The sequence below is a fragment of the uncultured Microscilla sp. genome, from assembly GCF_947493425.1.
In the GTDB taxonomy this organism is placed as follows: domain Bacteria; phylum Bacteroidota; class Bacteroidia; order Cytophagales; family Microscillaceae; genus Microscilla.
Map to the genome: position 1 here is coordinate 35,657 of NZ_CANLRP010000018.1, position 20,440 is coordinate 56,096.

At 39.5% G+C, this 20,440-nt stretch carries 16 protein-coding genes; 13 read left to right on the plus strand and 3 right to left on the minus strand.

The window, feature by feature from the left end; all coding sequences use genetic code 11:
- Positions 1–274 precede the first annotated feature (274 nt).
- A complete protein-coding gene (locus Q0954_RS07375; protein WP_299455503.1) occupies positions 275–1,108 on the minus strand; it encodes an SDR family oxidoreductase in 834 nt (277 codons plus the stop codon).
- A 154-nt stretch (positions 1,109–1,262) separates the two neighbouring features.
- Here Q0954_RS07375 and Q0954_RS07380 point away from each other — a divergent pair, with 154 nt between their 5' ends.
- Positions 1,263–1,646: a helix-turn-helix domain-containing protein gene (locus Q0954_RS07380; protein WP_299455505.1), complete on the plus strand. Its 384-nt coding sequence runs from the start codon at positions 1,263–1,265 to the stop codon at positions 1,644–1,646.
- A 190-nt stretch (positions 1,647–1,836) separates the two neighbouring features.
- Here Q0954_RS07380 and Q0954_RS07385 read toward each other — a convergent pair whose 3' ends face one another.
- Together Q0954_RS07385 and Q0954_RS07390 are read right to left on the minus strand one after the other, a co-directional pair.
- Positions 1,837–2,655 (minus strand): mechanosensitive ion channel domain-containing protein, encoded by an 819-nt coding sequence (locus Q0954_RS07385; protein WP_299455507.1) that lies wholly within the window; start codon positions 2,653–2,655, stop codon positions 1,837–1,839.
- Between the two features lie 630 nt (positions 2,656–3,285).
- Positions 3,286–4,188 carry a DUF3078 domain-containing protein gene (locus Q0954_RS07390; protein WP_299455509.1) on the minus strand — a complete coding sequence of 301 codons (903 nt, stop codon included), beginning with the start codon at positions 4,186–4,188 and terminating at the stop codon, positions 3,286–3,288.
- Positions 4,189–4,546: 358 nt separating this feature from the next.
- Here Q0954_RS07390 and Q0954_RS07395 point away from each other — a divergent pair, with 358 nt between their 5' ends.
- From Q0954_RS07395 to Q0954_RS07450, 12 genes are all read left to right on the plus strand, one after another.
- A complete protein-coding gene (locus Q0954_RS07395; RefSeq protein WP_299455510.1) occupies positions 4,547–5,461 on the plus strand; it encodes an aspartate carbamoyltransferase catalytic subunit in 915 nt (304 codons plus the stop codon).
- 82 nt (positions 5,462–5,543) lie between these two features.
- Positions 5,544–6,140, plus strand: coding sequence for a tRNA-(ms[2]io[6]A)-hydroxylase (locus tag Q0954_RS07400; protein WP_299455511.1), 597 nt, complete (start codon positions 5,544–5,546; stop codon positions 6,138–6,140).
- A gap of 566 nt (positions 6,141–6,706) precedes the next feature.
- Positions 6,707–11,074: a hypothetical protein gene (locus Q0954_RS07405; RefSeq protein ID WP_299455512.1), complete on the plus strand. Its 4,368-nt coding sequence runs from the start codon at positions 6,707–6,709 to the stop codon at positions 11,072–11,074.
- Positions 11,075–11,084: 10 nt separating this feature from the next.
- Positions 11,085–11,804, plus strand: a complete 720-nt coding sequence (locus tag Q0954_RS07410; RefSeq protein WP_299455514.1) for a hypothetical protein — start codon at positions 11,085–11,087, stop codon at positions 11,802–11,804.
- 3 nt (positions 11,805–11,807) lie between these two features.
- Positions 11,808–12,530 (plus strand): hypothetical protein, encoded by a 723-nt coding sequence (locus tag Q0954_RS07415; RefSeq protein WP_299455516.1) that lies wholly within the window; start codon positions 11,808–11,810, stop codon positions 12,528–12,530.
- Positions 12,531–12,577: 47 nt separating this feature from the next.
- Positions 12,578–14,476: a hypothetical protein gene (locus tag Q0954_RS07420; RefSeq protein WP_299455518.1), complete on the plus strand. Its 1,899-nt coding sequence runs from the start codon at positions 12,578–12,580 to the stop codon at positions 14,474–14,476.
- An 8-nt stretch (positions 14,477–14,484) separates the two neighbouring features.
- Positions 14,485–15,216, plus strand: coding sequence for a hypothetical protein (locus Q0954_RS07425; RefSeq protein WP_299455520.1), 732 nt, complete (start codon positions 14,485–14,487; stop codon positions 15,214–15,216).
- 54 nt (positions 15,217–15,270) lie between these two features.
- Positions 15,271–16,719 carry a hypothetical protein gene (locus tag Q0954_RS07430; protein WP_299455522.1) on the plus strand — a complete coding sequence of 483 codons (1,449 nt, stop codon included), beginning with the start codon at positions 15,271–15,273 and terminating at the stop codon, positions 16,717–16,719.
- 1 nt (position 16,720) lies between these two features.
- Entirely contained in the window at positions 16,721–17,773 is a 1,053-nt protein-coding gene (locus tag Q0954_RS07435; protein WP_299455524.1) for a hypothetical protein, read from the plus strand.
- Between the two features lie 113 nt (positions 17,774–17,886).
- A complete protein-coding gene (locus Q0954_RS07440; protein WP_299455526.1) occupies positions 17,887–18,156 on the plus strand; it encodes a hypothetical protein in 270 nt (89 codons plus the stop codon).
- Between the two features lie 4 nt (positions 18,157–18,160).
- A complete protein-coding gene (locus Q0954_RS07445) occupies positions 18,161–19,186 on the plus strand; it encodes a hypothetical protein (protein WP_299455528.1) in 1,026 nt (341 codons plus the stop codon).
- A 34-nt stretch (positions 19,187–19,220) separates the two neighbouring features.
- The gene (locus tag Q0954_RS07450; RefSeq protein WP_299455530.1) at positions 19,221–20,249 is read left to right on the plus strand and encodes a hypothetical protein; all 1,029 of its coding nucleotides are present in this window, start codon (positions 19,221–19,223) and stop codon (positions 20,247–20,249) included.
- Positions 20,250–20,440: the final 191 nt, after the last annotated feature.

The window sequence follows — 20,440 nt, forward strand, 5'->3', positions numbered from 1 at the left end:
GTTGTAAACTGTTAGTCCCAACAGGGGCAAGTCACAAGTCCTTAGAAGTGTTGGTATCCCACCCAAGAAAAGAGTGGGATGACCAGCACATCAATCAATAAAACAACTCTCTATCGTTTTATTATCTTTCACACTGCCCTTATTGCTTCGGTAAAAGACAGGGCAGGCTAATTTCTGAGACTGAATGCTTTAAGTGTTGGTATCCCACCCAAGAGAAGAGCGGGATAACCAGCACATCAATCAATAAAACAACTCCATCTCACTTTATTATCTTTCACACTGCCTCTACTGCTTCGGTAAAAGACAGGGCAGGCTCGCCCAATACTTCATATAGCTCTTGAGCCTGAAACTTTTCTTCAAAGCTTTCGGAGTAACGCAATACATCTCCTAAGAAACCTAGCGCATCTTCTGGAACGGGAGCCTCTACTACCTGTAAGGGTAGGTTTTTGGCCGATACATATTTTTGGGCTGCATCGATGTATAGCAGGGGTTCTTTTCCTTGTAGGGCAAAATCTTTATCAAAAGTGTCTTTGTTGCCTATAGCTTTAAAAATATAGTTTGCCAGGTCTATGGTATTGGTCCAGTACATAGGTGCTTTGTGCTTGCCCAATATAATCAACGACTTACCCTGTATAAACCAAGGAATGGCGTTGATAAACCAGGTAGCATTGAAGGTGGTCAATGGAATGCCCGCTGCCTTGATAAGGCTATGCCCTTGTTGCCTGAGCACACTGCCTACATGTCTGGTTTTTGAAGGGTGAAATTCAGGATGCAATGTACCTAAGTCGGCTATTTTAATAATTTGTTTAAGCTTACCTTTGACTGCTTTTAGTATGTTTTGCACGCCGTGCAATTCTGCCACAAACTTTTCGTCTGGTATGGGAGCTCGCAGGTTTAAATACAAATATTCGGTGCCTTGCAAGGCTACTTCTAAGCTTGCCACGTTTTCTAAGTCTCCAAAAACAATGTCTACAGTGGGGGGGAGTTTTTCTCTGGCGCCGGCTACGTCTCTTACTACTGCTTTGATGGCAACTCCTTTCTCTAATAATTCGTTTATTACAGGTATGGCCAATTTTCCGGTGGCGCCAATAATGGTCAACTCTTTCATGTTCATGTTCAGTTAAAAAATTATGATGATTCAAATTACTTTTGTGTTACAAAGGAAGGCACTATTATCTGTATTTGAAAGTAGTTACATTTGTAGCTCATAGTGACATAAATGTTACTCTTGTTGATTTTCAAATTATTAAAAATGAAAAAAAATGAAAAAAAAATGGTCTCTTAACGAAAAGTACACTGAACTACAGGATTTATATAGTACTTATCAGATTTGTCCTTTATCTGTCACGCTCAATGCGATAGGAGGTAAATGGAAACCTGCGGTATACCGCGTGATTTCGTTGGGTGTTCATCGGTTTGGCGAAATGCACCACGCCCTGGAGGGCATAAGCAAGCGCATGCTTACCCGTTACCTGAGAGAAATGGAAAAAGATGGAATTATACACAGAGAGGTGTTTCCGGTGGTGCCCCCCAAAGTAGAATACAGCCTGACTGACTTTGGCAAGACCCTCAAACCTGTATTTGCCGCCATTGAAAAGTGGGGGCTGGAGCATGGCGACAAAACCGATACTACACCAGATGAGTAAACAACGCTTGCCCACACGCTTGAGTTTAAAATAAGGCTGACCTATCGATTTAAAGAATTTTTAGACAAAAATAATCCCCCACCAGTTTTTTGAGTATGATGGGGGAATAAGTAAACCGTTGATCAGAGCTTATCATTTCATTGCCCAACAATTGAGCAACACAATACAAAAACTATGATGGTTTGTCAATTTATGCCTGGTCGTTTACTTGGTGCATGTATACCTCTTGGTGAGGGTAAGGAATGCTGATGCCTTCTTTGTCGAAGGTTACTTTTACTTTCTCCTTCATATCAAAGTGTACGCCCCAATAGTCAGATTTTTTTACCCACACCCGCATTACAAAGTTTACCGAGCTATCGGCTAATTCGGACACCGCCAAAAAGGGCTTGCGATCGGTCAAAATACGCTCATCTTCTTCAATCAACCTTTTCAATACGCTCTTAGCTTTGCTCACATCGTCATCGTAACCAATGCCAAACGTGAGGTCAACTCTACGCTGAGGCTCTATAGATACGTTGACAATGCTAGCGTTTGCCAACCCACCATTGGGTATATAAATTGTCTTGTTATCGGGAGTTTTCAAAATAGTACAAAAGAGGCGGATTTCTTTGACTGTACCAGAATTCCCTTGGGCAGTAATGAAATCTCCTACACTGAAAGGACGAACAACCAGGATAACCACCCCTCCGGCAAAGTTGGACAAGCTCCCCTGTAATGCCAAACCTATGGCAAGTCCTGCGGCACCCAACATTGCTATAAAAGAGGAAGTTTTGACTCCTACAATGGTGGCTACACTAATAAATAAGGCCGCTTTTAAGGCAAATTTTACCAGGCGTGTCAAAAAAGTTTTGACAGTTTCATCCATCTCTTGTTTCTTCAGGCTGGCTTTAAAGAGTTTGGCGGCAAACTTGACCACCTGAAGGCCAATAATTAATGTAGCAATTGCCAGCAGAATTTTAGGGGCATATTCTACGGACATTGAATAAAACTGATTAAGATATTTTTCCATGTTTCTTTAAAAAATAATAAGTGTTTAATTTGATTTTGAATAAAGGTAAAAAAATAAAACGAGCAATCGTTTTCAGTCAATGCTTTGTTGTTAGTTCCTAAGGAATGGTACCAAAATAAATTTACATTCTTAACCTCATCTTTTGAGGCTATACTTTGTTAAAAAATAGCCGAATAGCGATGCTATTAGCCGACCATCCCGCAAGCTCGCTCAATATCCACTGGATATTGCCGTGCCGCGTATAGCAACAAAATATTTTAGCGTTACTATAGAAATTTATTTTTACACCATTCCTAAGGAATGGTGAGAAATTAAATTACCATTCTTGAGGTAGAGGTTTTGTTTTGAGACGAGGCTATTTTTTGCGCCCATAGCAGCGCTACGGGCAATAAAAATAACGAAGTATCAAGGCGAAAAATCACCCCTCAGAGTGTAAATTTATTTTTGAACAATTCCTAAGTAAAATGGAAAAAATAAAGTAATCCAAAAGAAGGCAGTATCTGTTTGTTGGACGATGAAAAAAATCTTTGCGTAGCCTTAGCTACGGAACTATTTTTTGAAGAAGTACAACGGTCAGAGACGAAATTCAGTGGATTAGGTTATTTTTGTAGTTTTACTAAGGCTGTTCGGCTAAAATTTAACCATAAGCCCTATGTCTAGTACATGCTTGAATTGAACCGCCTGAATGTTGCTGCCATCGGGTTGTTCAATCAAAATGTCGTTGTCATAAATTAAGTGGGTACCAAAGCTCGCACTAAAGAATTTGTTTACCTTAAATACCAGGTTGGTAGTCCAGTTAACATCTATAAACTGGGTGGTTTTATAGTTGGCAAATAGGTTAACAAATGTATCGAAGGTAATGTTTTCCATCAGCTCCAGGGTAAGCTTTCCGGTAAAGTCTATCCCTAACTCATTTCTTATGTTTTTGCCAGGCTCTACCCCAAACGCCCCTACACTAGACAAAGAGTCGTCTAATACGATGGTGATCTTGTTGGCGACGGGTGAAAGCACTGCCGAAAATATTTTGTTTTGGTAACCAATACCTATAGTAGGTAATATATAGGCAGGCGAGAAAAAATCAGAAATTCTCTGATCAATAGACTCTTTGCCCAGGGAGTCTACCTTGTAGGTATACCCTGGCTGAATTTGGGTAGAAAAATTAACTGCTGCCGAAATGTTCCAGTTTTCGGTAAGTTTGTACCCATACTTGGTCATCATCGAGAGCTGATCTTTGGTTTTCTTAAACAAACGATCACCATCGCCTACCCTGGCTATACCGTAGTCTACATGAAATGTATTGTCCCAAATGCTTCGCTTGGTTTCTCGCTTGGCATTAAAGTTTAACACCGTACCCAAGGCTATAGAGTTGTCTCCTCCGGCAGCCCAGTTGCTCAACCCGGTATTGTTAAAGGTAAGTCTTACAAAACCAGCCCGTTTCCAGGGGGAGGTGGCTTTGGTGGTATCTTCTTGTGCCTGCACACTGGCCAATGACAGACAGAAGGCAATCATTAATAGTGTAAAATTTTTTGTCATAATTGTTTTATTTGGGAATAAAAAAATTTTAAAAAATATGATCAGATGTTTAAGACGGAAAGGTAATAAATAGGATAAAAAAAATAGGTGAATCACATTTTTTTACACACCAACCTGATTTTTTTTTATGCGAAAAGTAGTAAAACAATTCAAAATATCGAACTTGCGAATCATTAGTATTTGGGGACTGGGTATTAGGAACTGGGTACTAGGTTTAGTTGTATTTTTGATGCAGTAAAAAAATCCAAGTTTTATTATTAAAAGCTATTTTTGATCATCAATTACCCAGTCAGACACCCCAAACACAAGAAACCTTATACCTAGTGCCCAGCTCCCAGAACCTGTTAAGACATACAACATGCGGCATTTATTAGGTATTAAGGACATCTCAAAAAACGACATAGAACGCATATTTGAGATGGCAAGCCATTTTAAGGATGTAATCAATCGCCCCATCAAAAAAGTACCCTCACTCAGGGACATTACCATTGCCAATGTTTTTTTTGAAAACTCTACCCGTACCAAACTTTCGTTTGAACTTGCCGAAAAACGCTTGTCTGCCGATGTGGTCAACTTCTCGGCATCGGGCAGTTCGGTAAAAAAGGGGGAAACCCTGCTCGATACGGTCAATAATATTTTGGCTATGAAGGTAGACATGGTGGTGATGCGGCACTCAAGCGTGGGCGCCGCCCATTACTTGTCTAAGCGGGTAAACGCGCGTATTGTAAACGCAGGCGATGGCACCCACGAACACCCCACGCAAGCTTTGCTCGACTCGTTTTCGGTCAATGAAAAGTTGGGTGGGGTAGCTGGAAAAAAGGTGGTGATTGTAGGCGATATTTTGCATTCGCGGGTGGCCTTGTCCAATATTTTTGCTTTTCAGAAACTGGGTGCCGAGGTAATGGTGTGTGGTCCTATTACGCTGTTGCCCAAGTATATAGAGTCGCTGGGGGTAAAGGTAGAGCTCGACGTGCAAAAGGCGCTGGAGTGGTGCGATGTTGCCAATGTGTTGCGTATTCAGCTTGAACGCCAGCAAATCAAGTATTTTCCGTCGTTGCGGGAGTATTCGCTGTATTATGGCATCGACAAAGCCCGTCTTGAACGTCTCGACAAGGAGATTACGATCATGCACCCAGGACCCATCAACCGGGGCATAGAGCTGAGCAGTGACGTGGCTGACTCTGACCACGCCATTATACTCGACCAGGTTGAAAATGGGGTGGCGGTGCGCATGGCGGTGTTGTACTTGCTTGCCGAGGGGATTAAACCGTAGAGCTCTTGTCAGCAACAAGCTTCAAGGGGTGCACTTGTCGCTCGAAGCTTGTCGCTTAAAATTCTCAAATTTGATAAAAAATATGGAATACGATATTAATATGTTGCAGGTAGCGTCGCCTCAGACGTGGCTCGATGCAGTGTTGAACGATTTTGACGCATTTTTACAAGACCACGCCGATTGTGAACGCAAGGCGTCGGCTATGGCGATGAGTTTTGTTGCCAAGTTTCCCAACCGCACCGAAATTATCCCTGAGTTGATTGACATTGGGGTTGAGGAGTTGCAGCATTTCAAACAGGTATACAAAATAATGGAACGTCGGGGGGTGTTGTTGCCCGAAGGAATGGCTAAAGATTTGTACATCAAGCAGCTGGTAAACTTGTGCCGTTCTACCCGTGAGGAGCGTTTTATGGATCGTCTGATTTTGGCGTCGTTGGTAGAGTGGCGGGGTTGTGAGCGTTTTAAGCTCATTGCCGATGGCTTAAGTGCCGATGAGGAACCTGACCTGAAACGGTTTTATCAATTGTTGTGGGAGTCGGAGGCGCGCCACGGGGAGAGTTTTATTGCGATGGCGTTGCGTTATTTGCCCGAAGCCGATGTGCAAAACCGCTTGCAGTATATGGTAGACGAGGAGGCGAAGATTTTGCAGGGGCTGGAGATCAGGGCGGCGTTGCATTAGGGGGGGGGTTCTTGATATAGTTTTAGCCTTTGGCTTTTGCTTGAGCTATGATGTAGTTTTAGCCTTTGGCTTTTGTTGGGCTGTTTGTAGGGGGCTTTTGGCTTTTGCTTGAGCTACGATTTAGTTTTAGCCTTTGGCTTTTGCTTGAGCTATGATGTAGTTTTCGCCTTTGGCTTTTGCTTGAGCTACGATGTAGTTTTAGCCTTTGGCTTTTGCTTGAGCTATGATGTAGTTTTAGCCTTTGGCTTTTGCTTGAGCTACGATTTAGTTTTAGCCTTTGGCTTTTGCTTGAGCTATGATGTAGTTTTAGCCTTTGGCTTTTGCTTGAACTATGATGTAGTTTTAGCCTTTGGCTTTTGCTTGAGCTATGATGTAGTTTTAGCCTTTGGCTTTTGTTTGGCTGTTTGTAGGGGGCTTTTGTGCAAGGTTTTTGCTAAAGTACTTGCCCACCAAATTTAGCGGGCAGTTTTGGCAAGTAAACAAGCCCGCAAAGCTTGGCAAAACCAAGAAAATCGGTTAGTTTTGTGTGATTAATTGTGGTCATCAGTATATCCTCCCATTACATTATGGAATATAAAAACCGTCACTTAACTACTCAAAAAAAGAAAAAAGATACAAATGCTCAAGAGGGCATTTCGGGCAACGAATACCTCCAGCGCCTGGAGTTTTACAAAAAACGTTTTGAAGATGAGCGGCAAAAATTCACCTCTTCTGAAGAAAGCGATGACACCACGCCCACCACGCCTGTGTCGAAAAAACAGGACAAGCCGGTAACGCCTTCGCCTGAGCAAAAACAAACGCCCCCCACCGACACCCCGCCTACCCAGCGCAAGGAACCAACTACCCCATTGGGCAAAACCGACAAAGCTCCTACTCCCCCACCTACCGAGGAGGGTAGCAAAGAGCAACTAAAACAACTAGAGAAAGAACAGGGTCTACAGCCCGTCACCAAGGGGCCGGAAGATACCAAGGGCGACTCCAAAAACCCAAAAGAAGGCACCAGCCTCAAAGAAGAGTCGCCAGACAAAACTGAGCAGGAGCCTACCCAAAAGCAGGAAGTCTCTAAAGACCAAACGCTTAAGGTGACCATTGAGCCCACCGACAAAACCAATAGTAAAGATAAGGACATACGATCTACCCCTCAGGATACTCCTTCGGGCGGAGGGGGAAGCAAAACATTGCCAGGAGGCAAAAGTGGCGGCGGTGTGTCGGGCAAGAAATCGGGAGGCAAAGGCGGCAACAAAGCAGGAGGCGGCCCTGGCCAACGCATGACCAATATACCCCGCCCCGAATTTGCCGATAGTGAAAAACGCATGGCGGTGCGCATAGACCAGGAAAAGGGCAAACCCAAGGCAAGCATGCTCAAAGCCACTAAACCTGTAGTGGACAAAAACAAGAAAAAAATTGCCCAAACCCAAAAAGCTGAGAAAAAGAAAACCCCGGCGGTGCTGAAAATCAAACAAACTAAAGATGCCGAGGTGATTCCGCAAAAGGCAAGCAATGCCGAAAAGTCGGCAGAAGACGTCAAAGGCTTGAGCAAGAAGGAGGTGAAAAAAACCGACCAGGGCAGCATTGCCCAAGCCGCTGCCAGGTTTAAGCAAGCCTTGGTAGACAGCACCCCAAAAAACGCCGACCAGTTGCAAGACGAGGAGTTTATGGGCAAGCTCAACAAAACCGCCGAAGAGGGCGTAAGCGAGCTGTTTGACAAGGTAGAGGTAAAAACCCAGGAAGTAGGCAATGACTTTAAAGAGATAGACAACCCTGGCCTGGGCGAAAAGCCCCGCGCAGCCAAGGCACTGCCCGACATAGAAAAAGCCCAAAACACGGCGTTGATGGATGTAGAGGAGCTCAAGGCCAAACAAAAGGTGCCCGATGAACAGCTCGACACCATTAGGCAATCGGGCGATGAGGCTACCAAGATTCTGAAAAAGGAAAAAATTGGCGAGGGAGAGGCCATTTCTTACGCCCAGTTTAGCGAGGCAAAGTCGGAAGACCTGCGCCGCGGCATAGACCAGTATGAGAAGGTACAGGAGGAGTCGGCAACGGGTGCCGACAAGGTACGCAAAACGGAGAAAGCGAAGCACGATGCCATGGCCAAGGCGATCAAAGACAAAGAGCAAGCCAAGCGAAGCCACATGCGCGCCAACCGCGACGAACAACTCAAGGCAAGCCGGGGGCAACAAGGACGCGCCAAATCAGACTTTGAGATCAAGCGCGCCGAAATTACCGCTAAAATGGATGAGGTGTTTGACCGCACCCGCAAGGCGGTGACCGAACGCCTGGGCAAGCTCGACTCGGAGGTAAAAACCCGCTTTAGCCGTGCCAAACGCAGGGCGATGAATACTTTTACCAAAAACGTGGAGACACGCCTGGACAAGTTTCACGACGACCGCTATTATAAAAAAGGGCAAAGCCTCGGCAGTTTGTTGTACAACATTGGGCGCTCGTGGTTTGAAGACACCAGCGACTTGCCCCAGGTGCTGGCGATTTTTGAGAGCGAAAGAAAGTATTTTATTGATACTATAGAAAAAGAGATTGCTTCTATTATAAGCTATGTAGAGAGCGAAGTGGCGGCTTGCAAAAAGATGATTGAGGAGGCCAATACTGCCCTCGAAAACATTGTGAAGGCACAAGGGCCTGCTTTCCAGAAAATAGCGAAGGAGGCTTACCAAAAAATACGCAAGCAACTCGACAAGCTCGACAGCGAGGTAGACAAAAAAGCCAACGAACTCAAACGCTACCTCGAAGCCCAACGCAAAAAAGCGATTGAGGAGGTAGACAAAAAAATAGCCGAGATCAAAGAGCGCCTGAAGGGTTTGCTGAACCAGGTAGCCAAGTTTTTGACCGATGCCGCCTATAAGTTCTTTAAGTGGGTGCTCTCCAGCAGTGGGTTTAGCACCGAGCAAATAGACCAAATCATTAACCAGGGCGTAGAGGTGCTCACTAAGATAGTGACCGACCCCATGGGCTTTTTCCAAAATATGGTAGATGCCGTGGGCAAGGGGTTCAACAATTTTGTGGGCAACATTGGCAAACACCTCAAAAACGGTTTCTTTGCCTGGCTCACGGGGGCAATGGGCGGAACGGGCTTGAACCTGCCCCAAAAATGGGATTTGAAGGGTATTTTTTCGGTGGTGCTACAGGTCATGGGGCTCGACTGGACGGTACTGCGCGCCCGCATTGCCAAAGAGGTGGGCGAAGAAAACCTGGCGCGCGCCGAAGAAGCGGGTGGCGCCGGACTGGAGCTGTTGCAAGCCATCAAGGAGAAGGGTTTTGTGGAGGCAGTATGGGATATGTTGGCAGAAAAAGCCGAGGAGATCAAAACCATGGTGATCAACGAGATTCAGAATTGGTTGATTGTGTCGGTAGTAAAGCAAGCCACCATTAAAATACTCTCGATGCTGAACCCCGCCGGGGCTATTGTGCAGGCAATTTTGATGATTTACGACTTTGCCATGTGGCTCATCAACAACTGGGAACGCATTGTACAGATTATCCAAAACATTGTATCGTCGGTGGGCAAAATAGCCATGGGCATGCTGGGCGAAGCCGCCAAGTTTATTGAAAACACCCTCGCCAACTTTGTGCCCCTGTTGCTCGACTTTATGGCGCGTATGCTGCGCCTGGGCAACGTAAGCGCCCGCATCAAAAAAATACTGGTGAAACTGCGCAAGCCAATCGATGATTTGATGGAGAAGATAATGGCGTTTATTAGGAAGAAGCTGCGTAAGTTTAGCAAGAAAAAACCGAAGAAGGGGGGGAAAGAAAAAGAGAAGGAGAAGGAAGTGAATAAGAAAGATAAACAAATTGACCTCAGCCACATAAAAGAAAGGTATGAAAACCAAAATAACGAAAAACATACGCTACGCTTTGTTAGAGAAGGGAAAAAATATGTACTCAAGAGGTTTAGTAGTAACCCTACTTTAGTATTAGGTTGGCTAGTTTCTAAAATCACAGAGACAAATAATGACCCCAACCTAAGCCAAACTCAGAAAGCTGCGAGAATAAAGAAAATACGTGATGCGCAAGAGGTTGCTAGAGAGATAAGGGACTTTTCATATCCTACGCCTAATTCAAAATCCATAAAGAAAAGTAAAGGGTTGAAAATTGTTGAAGGGCTTGTCAATAAGCTAATGAAAATCATTAGGGATCATATAGATAGCAATATCGTACCTGTGCCAAGAATGATTGTAACTCCACCATTTACGGATAACAAAGCATCTAGTTTAGAGGTAAGATATTTAGCAAGAAATAATCATCAACCCGGTTCTGCAACTAACCCTGATAATATTCCAGTTGCAAGTAACATCCTTAGAGGTTTAGGAATTAGAGGTAGTTGGGTAGCTTTTCATATTATTAATGACGAATTTGGAGGACGTGGTATAAATTCTAATTTAATACCCACTCCTAGAGAAATTAATAACCCTGATTACTTGAATAACTTTGAAAGACCAATGAGAGCTTTATACAGAAATGATGATCCAAAAACAGGACGAAATATTCTTTATATGACTGCTACTATTAGCTATCGTAGTGAATATAAAGGTCAGTTTGTAAAAAAAATAAAAGTAGTAGGGGGAAATATGAAGGTAGTAAAAGACCGCTGGAAACCTTCTACAAAAAACAAACTATCTTGGTCTAAAACTATCCCTCTTCCAGAGGCTGAATATATTTATGTTAACTCTCTGCCTTCTGATGCTAATCTCCGTAAAGAAATTTTCAGAAATTTTAATATAGATAACAAGTTAATAGATCTTATCTATGAGCTAAGTACTAAAGAGGAAATTAAAAGTATTAGTCAAATAATAGGCTTTGTAAAACAACACACTTCTAGTAAAAAGTCTAGAGGTTATAAAATGCTAGTTAATAGATACATAAAGCAACTGACTCAAAGTGGCGATGGAAAATTCAAATTTGAAAGAAAAGACAACTAAATGTCATAATATGGATATTGAAAACTATATTTTAGAAATGATGGAGCTAGGAGAAAAACTTCAAAATCATCCTAACATTCATTTGGTAAACTTTAATATTGTAGAGCAAAACGCCCCTGAAAGCATAGATGAACTAAGTCAAAAGCTTCCTTTCAGCTTACCTCCTATTGTTATTGAATTTTATAAAACTGTTCATTCAATTCAGATACGCTGGATTCGTAAAGATAATCCAGATTATGAACCTGATATGTATGATACAGAAGGATGGTTTAACCCCATAGAGGGGGATGGGCTGATTTATGATGGTATAATAAATATGTTACCTTTTGAAGATGTCTTTTTTGGTGAGTGGAATGTATTGAAAAACTTAGCAGAAGTAGAGGAAAGTATCAATTTCAATAACAAACAAATTACCTACAAAGAGTTTTATAGCCATATCTACCCTTTTGATATATGGAATGATATTCAAAGTTCAGCTTTTTATGTTGATAAGAACACTGCTGACTTTTTAGTGTTGACTACTTTTTTTCACTCTGAGGATTATCATCAGTCTATTATTACTGATTTTGAATCTTACTTGGAGATGATTTTACATACAAATGGAATGCACGACGGTAAATATAAATACTATAAAAACTATAATAGTGAATACAAGGTAATAAAAACCCCTAGATCATTCTGGACAAAAAATAATGTTATTGATTTAGATAGTTTACCAGAAACGTTTTAGCACATGGATATTGAGCAATATATAATATCATGGTTGGAAGCGGAAGATGATTTACGAGCTCATAAAAAAGTAGATGTTATAGAATGTAACATTGACCAAAATGATTATGAAAAAACTCTTTTAGAAAACCTGAGCAAATTACAGTTAAACATTTCTCAGGATATTATTGACTTTTATAAATACCTAAATGGTATTCAATTATGTTGGATACACAAAGATCATCCTAATTACTCTTCAGCTATTTCTGAATCTATTACCTACCATTTTGAGCCCCAAGAATTCGTTTTTGAGAGTTTTGTTTGCTCAGGTTATGTAAATATTCTTCCTTTTGAGGAAGTCTTTTTTACGCAGTGGGATGAATTAAAGCAGCTAAGTACGCTTAGAAAACCTGTAAATTTTAACGGTAAGAATATACCTGCAAGTGATTTTTATAACTCAATTTACCCTTTCGATGTCTTTGGTTTGTATCATACATCTGCATTTTTTCTTGATAGTTCATCAAAAGAGGTCTGGGTAATATTTTCCTTTGGAGACTTTAAGGATTTTTCTGAGTCAGTCATAACAGACTTTGAATCTTATCTCTTCATGATACTGTACAAAAGAGGGCTTTTAAAAGCCCGCAAAAAATATTATCAACACGGAAAAGTCCAAAGGTTAATCAAAACGCCTGCCAACATCTGGAGTATACGTGATATACCTAACTTAGACACTTACCAAAATACCTAAGATTTCCCTATACCCAAGAGAAGGGTTTTGTAGAGGCAGTATGGGATATGTTGGCAGAAAAAGCCGAGGAGATAAAAACCACGGTGATCAACGAGATTCAGAATTGGTTGATTGTATCGATAGTAAAGCAAGCCACCATTAAAATACTCTCGATGCTGAACCCCGCCGGAGCCATTGTGCAGGCAATTTTGATGATTTACGACTTTGCCATGTGGCTCATCAACAACTGGGAACGGATTGTACAGATTATCCAAAACATTGTATCGTCGGTGGGCAAAATAGCCATGGGCATGCTGGGCGAAGCCGCCAAGTTTATTGAAAACACCCTCGCCAACTTTGTGCCTTTGTTGCTCGACTTTATGGCGCGCATGCTACGCCTGGGCAATGTAAGCGCCCGCATCAAAAAGATATTGATGCGATTGAAGAAGCCTGTGGATGAGTTGATGGAGAAGATAATGGCGTTTATTAGGAAGAAGCTGCGTAAGTTTAGCAAGAAAAAACCGAAGAAGGGGAAGGAAGAAAGAGAAGACAAGCAAAGCAAAGAATATACACGCTTCGCAAATGAGATAAAAAAGAAACTAGAAAATAAGAAAGATGTTGATGCAACTACTTATGAATCTCTTAGAACAGCTAAAGAGAAAGAAGCCAAGCAGTTAGAAAAAATATATCACGGAAAAGTTAAAACTAAAGAAAAAGTTAATATTAATTTTATTGAAACAAGCAAAGATAAAAAAGACAATGACATTGATATTAAAATTAAAGTTGATGCTATCCATATAAAAGCAAAGTTAAAACTTGATAATGACGATGAAATACTGTTAAATGCAAAAGAACAGTATATTAACTTAGCTAATGAAAAACATACACTTAAGTTTGATAAAAAAGGGGAGAAATACATTCTCATGCGCTATAGTTACCCTCCAATGCTTGTAAAAGAATGGTTGACAGAACAGGAAAACTCAATAAATGCCTCAACAAGTCTTTCTCAAAAAGATAAAGATGATAAACTGAGAACTATCAAAAAAGCAAGAGAAGTAGCCGATAAGCTTGAAGCATTTTCTTATCCTGATTTAAAAACTAACCCGAAACCTAAAAAAAATCCACAAGCAGAAGTTGATAAATTATTAGATAAGCTGATGTTGTATGTGAAAAAAGTTGATCAACACATTTTGCCATTACCAAATATGGTTACTGTTCCACCTTTCACAAACAACAAAGCTAGTAAAATAGAGGTTTCTTATTTAGCTCGCGGGAATCATCGCCCTGGTACTGCTGCTAACTCAACCAAAAACATACCAGAAGCTGACAGCATTCTAAGGTCAATGGGATTAAGGGCAGCTTGGGTAGCATTTCATTTATTCAATGAAAATTTGGGAGGGTTGGCTGTTGAGTCCAACCTAGTTCCCACGCCACAATTTATGAATAAAGATTATCTCAATGAATTTGAAAGAGATGTTAAAGATTTTCACGATGATGATAATAAGAAACTCCCTGGACAACAGGCTAATTCTGGGCGAAATGTAATTTACTTTTATTCTCAAGTATCTTATCATAAAGGTGTATATAAGGACGCATTTGTAAAAAGTATTAAGTCTGTTGCATATCTGATGAAGCCAGGTAAAAATAAATGGGTACAAAATAAAACTGCTAAAATTGGGGAATGGGATAGAAAAGGAATTGAGTTGCCTAAACCAGAAAAAATAAAAGTAAACCTTTTACCTTCTTCAAAAATAGATAGAGAAACCATGTTCTCCAGTTTTAACATTGATAACTCTCTAATAGAAATTATATATGAGTTAAGTAGAAGCACAACAATTACACATTTTAAACAAATCGTTGGCTTTGCAAAATCGCGAGCAACTAGTCAAGGTAAATTAAAAAGATACATTACTCAAATAAATCAGGGTGAACAAAATGGTAAGTTTGATTACTCTGTTGAAGATTGAAACATACAATGGACATTGAAGAATATATTTTTGATTGGATGGATATTTCAGATAAACTGAAGGATAATTCAAATACTCTACTGTTGAATTGGTCATTGAATACCACGGTTTATTCTGTTGAAGAAATTGGTCGCAAAGAAAATGAATTGAATTTAACACTTCCAACGGTGTTGAAGCAATTCTATTCACTAACAGATGGATTTCAACTAAGATGGATACACCGAAATCACCCTCAATTCAAGGATGAGGAGTATACTTTTGATTACTCAGTGTCACCGCTTGATTTATTTTCCGATGACTTCTCTTATTCAGGTTGTGTAAATATATTACCATTTGATATGGTATTTAATACTGACTGGAATGAGGTATGGAGCGGCTGGCGGGAAAATAGTAGTTATTCCAAAAAAATTTCTGTTAATGGAAAAAAAATGGCCCAGGGAGAATTATTTAGTAAACTCTATCCATTTGATTTTTATGGAAATGGCTCAACTGCTGCATTTTATATTGATGAGCAGGATTTTGGGGTGATGCTTTCTACTCAGTATTTTTTGGACTTTGATTCTTATCCAATGATAGATTTTGAGGCTTATCTTCAAATGATTCAATCAGACTATGGTTTATATAGGAAAAGAGCGTTTTGCTTTGACAAATTAAGATATAATGACCACCTGACCAAAGAGATTAATACCTTAGATATTGAAATGTATGATTCCATTAGCCAATTTGAGTTTTTATCGTAAACACTCGAGTTTTTAAAAAATAAATTCTAGCGTAAGCCACCACTTACGCTTTTTTTGTGTCAAAACATTGTATCGTCGGTGGGCAAAATAGCCATGGGCATGCTGGGCGAAGCCGCCAAGTTTATTGAAAACACCCTCGCCAACTTTGTGCCTTTGTTGCTCGACTTTATGGCGCGCATGCTCCGCCTGGGCAACGTAAGCGCCCGCATCAAAAAAATACTGGTGAAGCTGCGCAAGCCAATCGATGATTTGATGGAGAAGATAATGGCGTTTATTAGGAAGAAGCTGCGTAAGTTTAGCAAGAAAAAACCGAAGAAGGGGGAAGGTGATGATATCAAAAAAGAAAACAAAAAAGATGGAAAGCCTGAAAAACTGACCCAGAAGGATAAAGCAGAGCATCGTAAAATGGCAAAAGAAATTGCCAAAAAACTAGAAGAGCCTTTGACCAAAAAAACACCTTTTGAAGAAGCTTATAAATTAAAGAAGAAGGAAGCTAAAGCATTAGAAGACCAATATCAAAGAAAGCTGAAAAAGGGGATAAATATAGATATCAAGTTTAAAAATGCCTCAGTAGATAAAAAAGACGGTGACATTGATTTTGTCATCGTTATTGCGCCTAATAATACTTCTCAATCAGGCTCAGTAGATGTAGTTGCAAGATTGAATGAACAAGAGGTAGTAAAGGAGGTAAATGATGCCAGTGTAGACGCAGAAAGTAGTTTTCCATCTAGTGCCCTGCCTACTTGGGCGGCAACCTTTGCGGTGCCAGGAACTCCTATTAAGATTGAAAAGGGCAATAAAAAAGGAGAAGACCTTACCTTCAGAAAAATACTAGGAAAAAAAGGCCTTAATGAATTTGAAAGAAAAGTCACCCTAGCGCTTACCAATACTGTCAATGAGCTAAATAGCGACTTCTTAAAAGATCAAGGGATAACTAAAACAGAGCTTAATAATCAAATTAAAAATGTAGCAGAAAAAGTAATGACATACCTGACAGACAAAAGTTTAATGTTCATTACTCCTACTGGTATACCCCGTGATGTATCACAGAAGAAAAAAGGTACTAAATACAACTTTGTAAAGGTAAATACACAGCTAAGAAAACTAGGTGCCAGTAAATCTAAGTCATTGTATGCAAAAATAGTCGAAAACGGAGATGGTGTATTATATAGCATATTAAGAGATGCTCTTAAAGCTGAAGATATAGAATTTCAAGTTCACCATGCGCACCCTATGTATTTAGGAGGAGAACACATAGTGGACAACTTATTGACATTATTTGGCTACGCAGGAAGACCCTTTGAACCTCATGGTATGCTACATGAACTCATTGATGAAATGGATATTAAGAAGTTTCTTAACACTAACTATCCAACAATGACATTGGATAATACATTATTAAGTAAGCACTTTGACAGCGAAAAACTAAAAATTCTTATTGGTACTCTTAAAACCGATGGGACTATTACCTATAAAGAAACAAACTTGAAGCTTAAGAAATAACATGAACAATTGGCAACTGATAGCAAGTTCTGGCGAAGATTACAATGCTTTTGCATCTGTAATAATCGACAACAATATTTATATAAGAGGTTATGATAATATATATCAGCTCAATATAGAAGCTGGTGGAGTGATATGGAGTCATCTTTTCAAAAACCAAAAACCAATGGCAACCAACGCCCTAATAGGTAACAAGGAGGGGGTTTTCACTTATGAGGAGCATAAAAATAATAAAGAATATACTACTACCTTTTATTGGTTTTCACTTAGTGGAGAAGTTTTATGGAAAAAAACACTGCCCTATGTACCCTACAAAAACGCTATATCCATAACCGCCAATAATACATTACTAATGAATGGAGTGTCTTATGGCGAGGACAGCATTGCCATTGTTGAGTTAGACATCAAAACAGGAGAAGTTGTATTTCACCAAAACCACTCTAAGCTTCTAGAATTTACATTCTTTTATGAAAATAAAAGAGTGTTTCTGGGAAGTGATGGATGCTACTTATTTAAAAAAGAGGAATCAGATAAACTTACTTTATTATCGGAAGATAGGATTACAGAAATTATTATCAATGCTAAAAATCACCTTTTTTATATTTCAGAAGCTGATGAAGTAGACGAATATTATCTCAAACAACTTGATATCAGCTCTCAAAAACTAAAGATACTATATACTTTCGAAAACCCTGATACAAACCTTGGTCCTCTTATATCTAGTAATCAAAAGTTTTTTTATTTGCCCGGAGGAATAGATGAAGGAGAAGGTTTACAAAAGATAAACTTAGAAACGTCTAAAGAAGTATGGTCAATAAATAATGAGGACTGGACTTTTTATAACATCATTAATTTACAAGACCATATAGTTGCAAGCATAAAAGATAAGACAAAACCAGGCAAAAGCTTTGTTATATATATCGATAAATCCAGTGGTAAAGTATTGGGTAAAATTGATAGCATGGCAAACCCCTCAGATATTTATTCTTTGAATAATCAAAGCTTTTTAATAACAGGAACTTATGAAGTCCAACTCATAAGGCAAGCTTTATAGAACACAAAAAAAGCGTAAGCGAACCCTTACGCTTTTTTTGTACAGTTCATTCAATATTACAGTATTCGTTAAAAACAGCAAAAAATGAATGCCAAGTTCACCATGCACACCCTATGTATTTAGGAGGAGAACACGTAGTGGACAACTTATTGACATTATTTGGCTACGCAGGAAGGGCTTTTGAACCACATGGCATGTTGCATGAGTTTATTGATGAAATGGATATTACACGCTTCTTAGACACCACTCGCCCATCTGTTAAATTAGACAATAAAGATTTAAGAAAACATTTCAATGACGATAAGTTGAAGATATTTATCGGAACATTAAAAACGGATGGATCAATTAAGTATAAAAAGACTACAATGAACCTAAAAAAATAAACATATGGCAGTTAATTGGGAGTTAGTCGCTGAGATAGGCAGAGAAACAGAAGTTTATGACTCAGAATATATTGATAATAATAGGTACTTTAGAGAAATGTCTAGTATTATTCAGTGGAATGCTCAAGATACTAAGGTTACTTGGGAACATAAGTTTTCAGATGACAAAATGATGGGAGGTAAAAACCTTTTAGGCAATCATCAAGGGATTTTTACTTATGAAGAACATAAAAAAAATGCAAAACATTCTACTTTTTATTGGTTTACTCCCGATGGAGAAATAAAGTGGAAAATAACCTTACCCTTTAGCCCCTATGAAAAAGCTGTCTTTATGTTAAATGGTACCAGTATTTGGATGTATGGAGTGTTGCATAGTGAAGAATGTTGGGCTGCATTAGAGTTAGAAATTGACTCTGGCGAGGTAATTACTCTCAAACAAAATAAGGCCTTGACACAAGATGCAGCTTTATTAGATGAAGAGATATTTTTGGGAGGAAGAGATGGATTTTATTATACCAATCGAAATCATTCTTTTGAACTTCAACTTTTGACAAAAGGGTTTGTGGTAGCTGTTTTTAAAAACGCAGAAAAAATTTATTGCATCATTGCTGTTACAAAAGGTCAGTATAAACTTATTACCTGCGGCGATGACAAAAACTGTATTACCCTGGTAGATTTTTCTGCTTCACGAAATCACTTAAGTCCTGTTGTTACCAGTGATCAAAAGTTTTTGTTAATTGCACCTAACCAAAAAGAAGGCATTCAAAAAATCAATATTGCCACCTCAGAGGTAGTTTGGCAAACGGGAAAAGGCGTTTGGACTTGTAACCATATGCATGAAATTGGAGATTTAATTATAGCCAAGGTAGAAGAAGGTGATGATGATTTGATATTAACTATTGACAAAAATACCGGAAAAGTACTTGGTAAAATAGAAAGCCAAGAGTTTCCTTCAAGTGTATTTCCAGCAGAAGCTAATCACGTAATCATTTCAGGAATGGATGGTGCGCAACTAGTAAAAGTTTCCTGACTCATGTAAGCAAGAAATATTTTTACAATAACAAATGGTTAACTGGGAAATAAGCACAAATTCGGCAACAGATGATGATGCATTTGATATGGTATATATACATCATCAAGTCTATTTTAGAGGAACTAATACCTTATTTGCCTGGGATAAAGGGAATGGAAATATTTTATGGAAATATACTTTTCAGGATCAAAAGGCGATGGCGGGCAAAAGAGTACTCGGAAATGAGCAAGGGTTGTTTTCTTATGAAGAACATAAAAGCAACTTAAACTACACCACCTTTTATCATTTTTCTTTTACAGGAAAAGTCAAGTGGCAAAAAACCTTGCATTTTAGCCCCTACCAAAAAACTGTACTGCTTATAGGAGATAAACTATTTTTACAAGGCATTTTACACGAAGAAAATACTTGGGCTACCATTCAACTCGATGTAAACACAGGAGATGTGCTTACCTTAAATACACGTGAATTTCTTGCTGACCAAGGCTTCAATTATAATAATGATATTTACTTAGGGGGACGGGATGGTCTTTTCAAAATGGATAGCAATAATCCAACTAATATCACAAAACTATCTGGTGATTTTATTACTGAAATGTTTACCGATCAAGCGTCTAACATATATTATATTGCCCAAGCTAATGAAGCAAATAAATACAAACTAGTTATCATAAGCCACGCTCAGGATGCACCTAAAGAAGTATATACTTTTCAGGCTTCCGATACAGGTTTAGATCCTCTCGTTGCTAATGAAGCTCAGAGTTTGTATATCTCCACAGACATAGATGAAGGACTAAAGAAAGTTGACTTGACCACCTCAGAGATACTTTGGAAATATAAAGAAGAAGGTTACACTATTTATAAAATGTACGCTCTAAACGGCTACATAATGGCTCAGGCAGAAGACAGTGAAAGTGAGTGTGCATTAATTTTCAATGAAAATAACGGGCAAGTAGAAGCGAAGATAAAAAGTCAAGAGTATCCTTCGGGTATATTTCCACTTACCGACAGTGAAATAATTGTTACAGGAATGGACGGCACACAACTTATCACAATTTCCTAAGTTTTATTGCCCAGCAAAAAAGCGTAAGCCAACCCTTACGCTTTTTTTGTGTCTAAATATCGCTCATCAACAACTGGGAACGCATTGTGCAGATTATCCAAAACATTGTATCGTCGGTGGGCAAAATAGCCATGGGCATGCTGGGTGAAGCCGCCAAGTTTATTGAAAACACTTTCGTTGAACTGATTGAC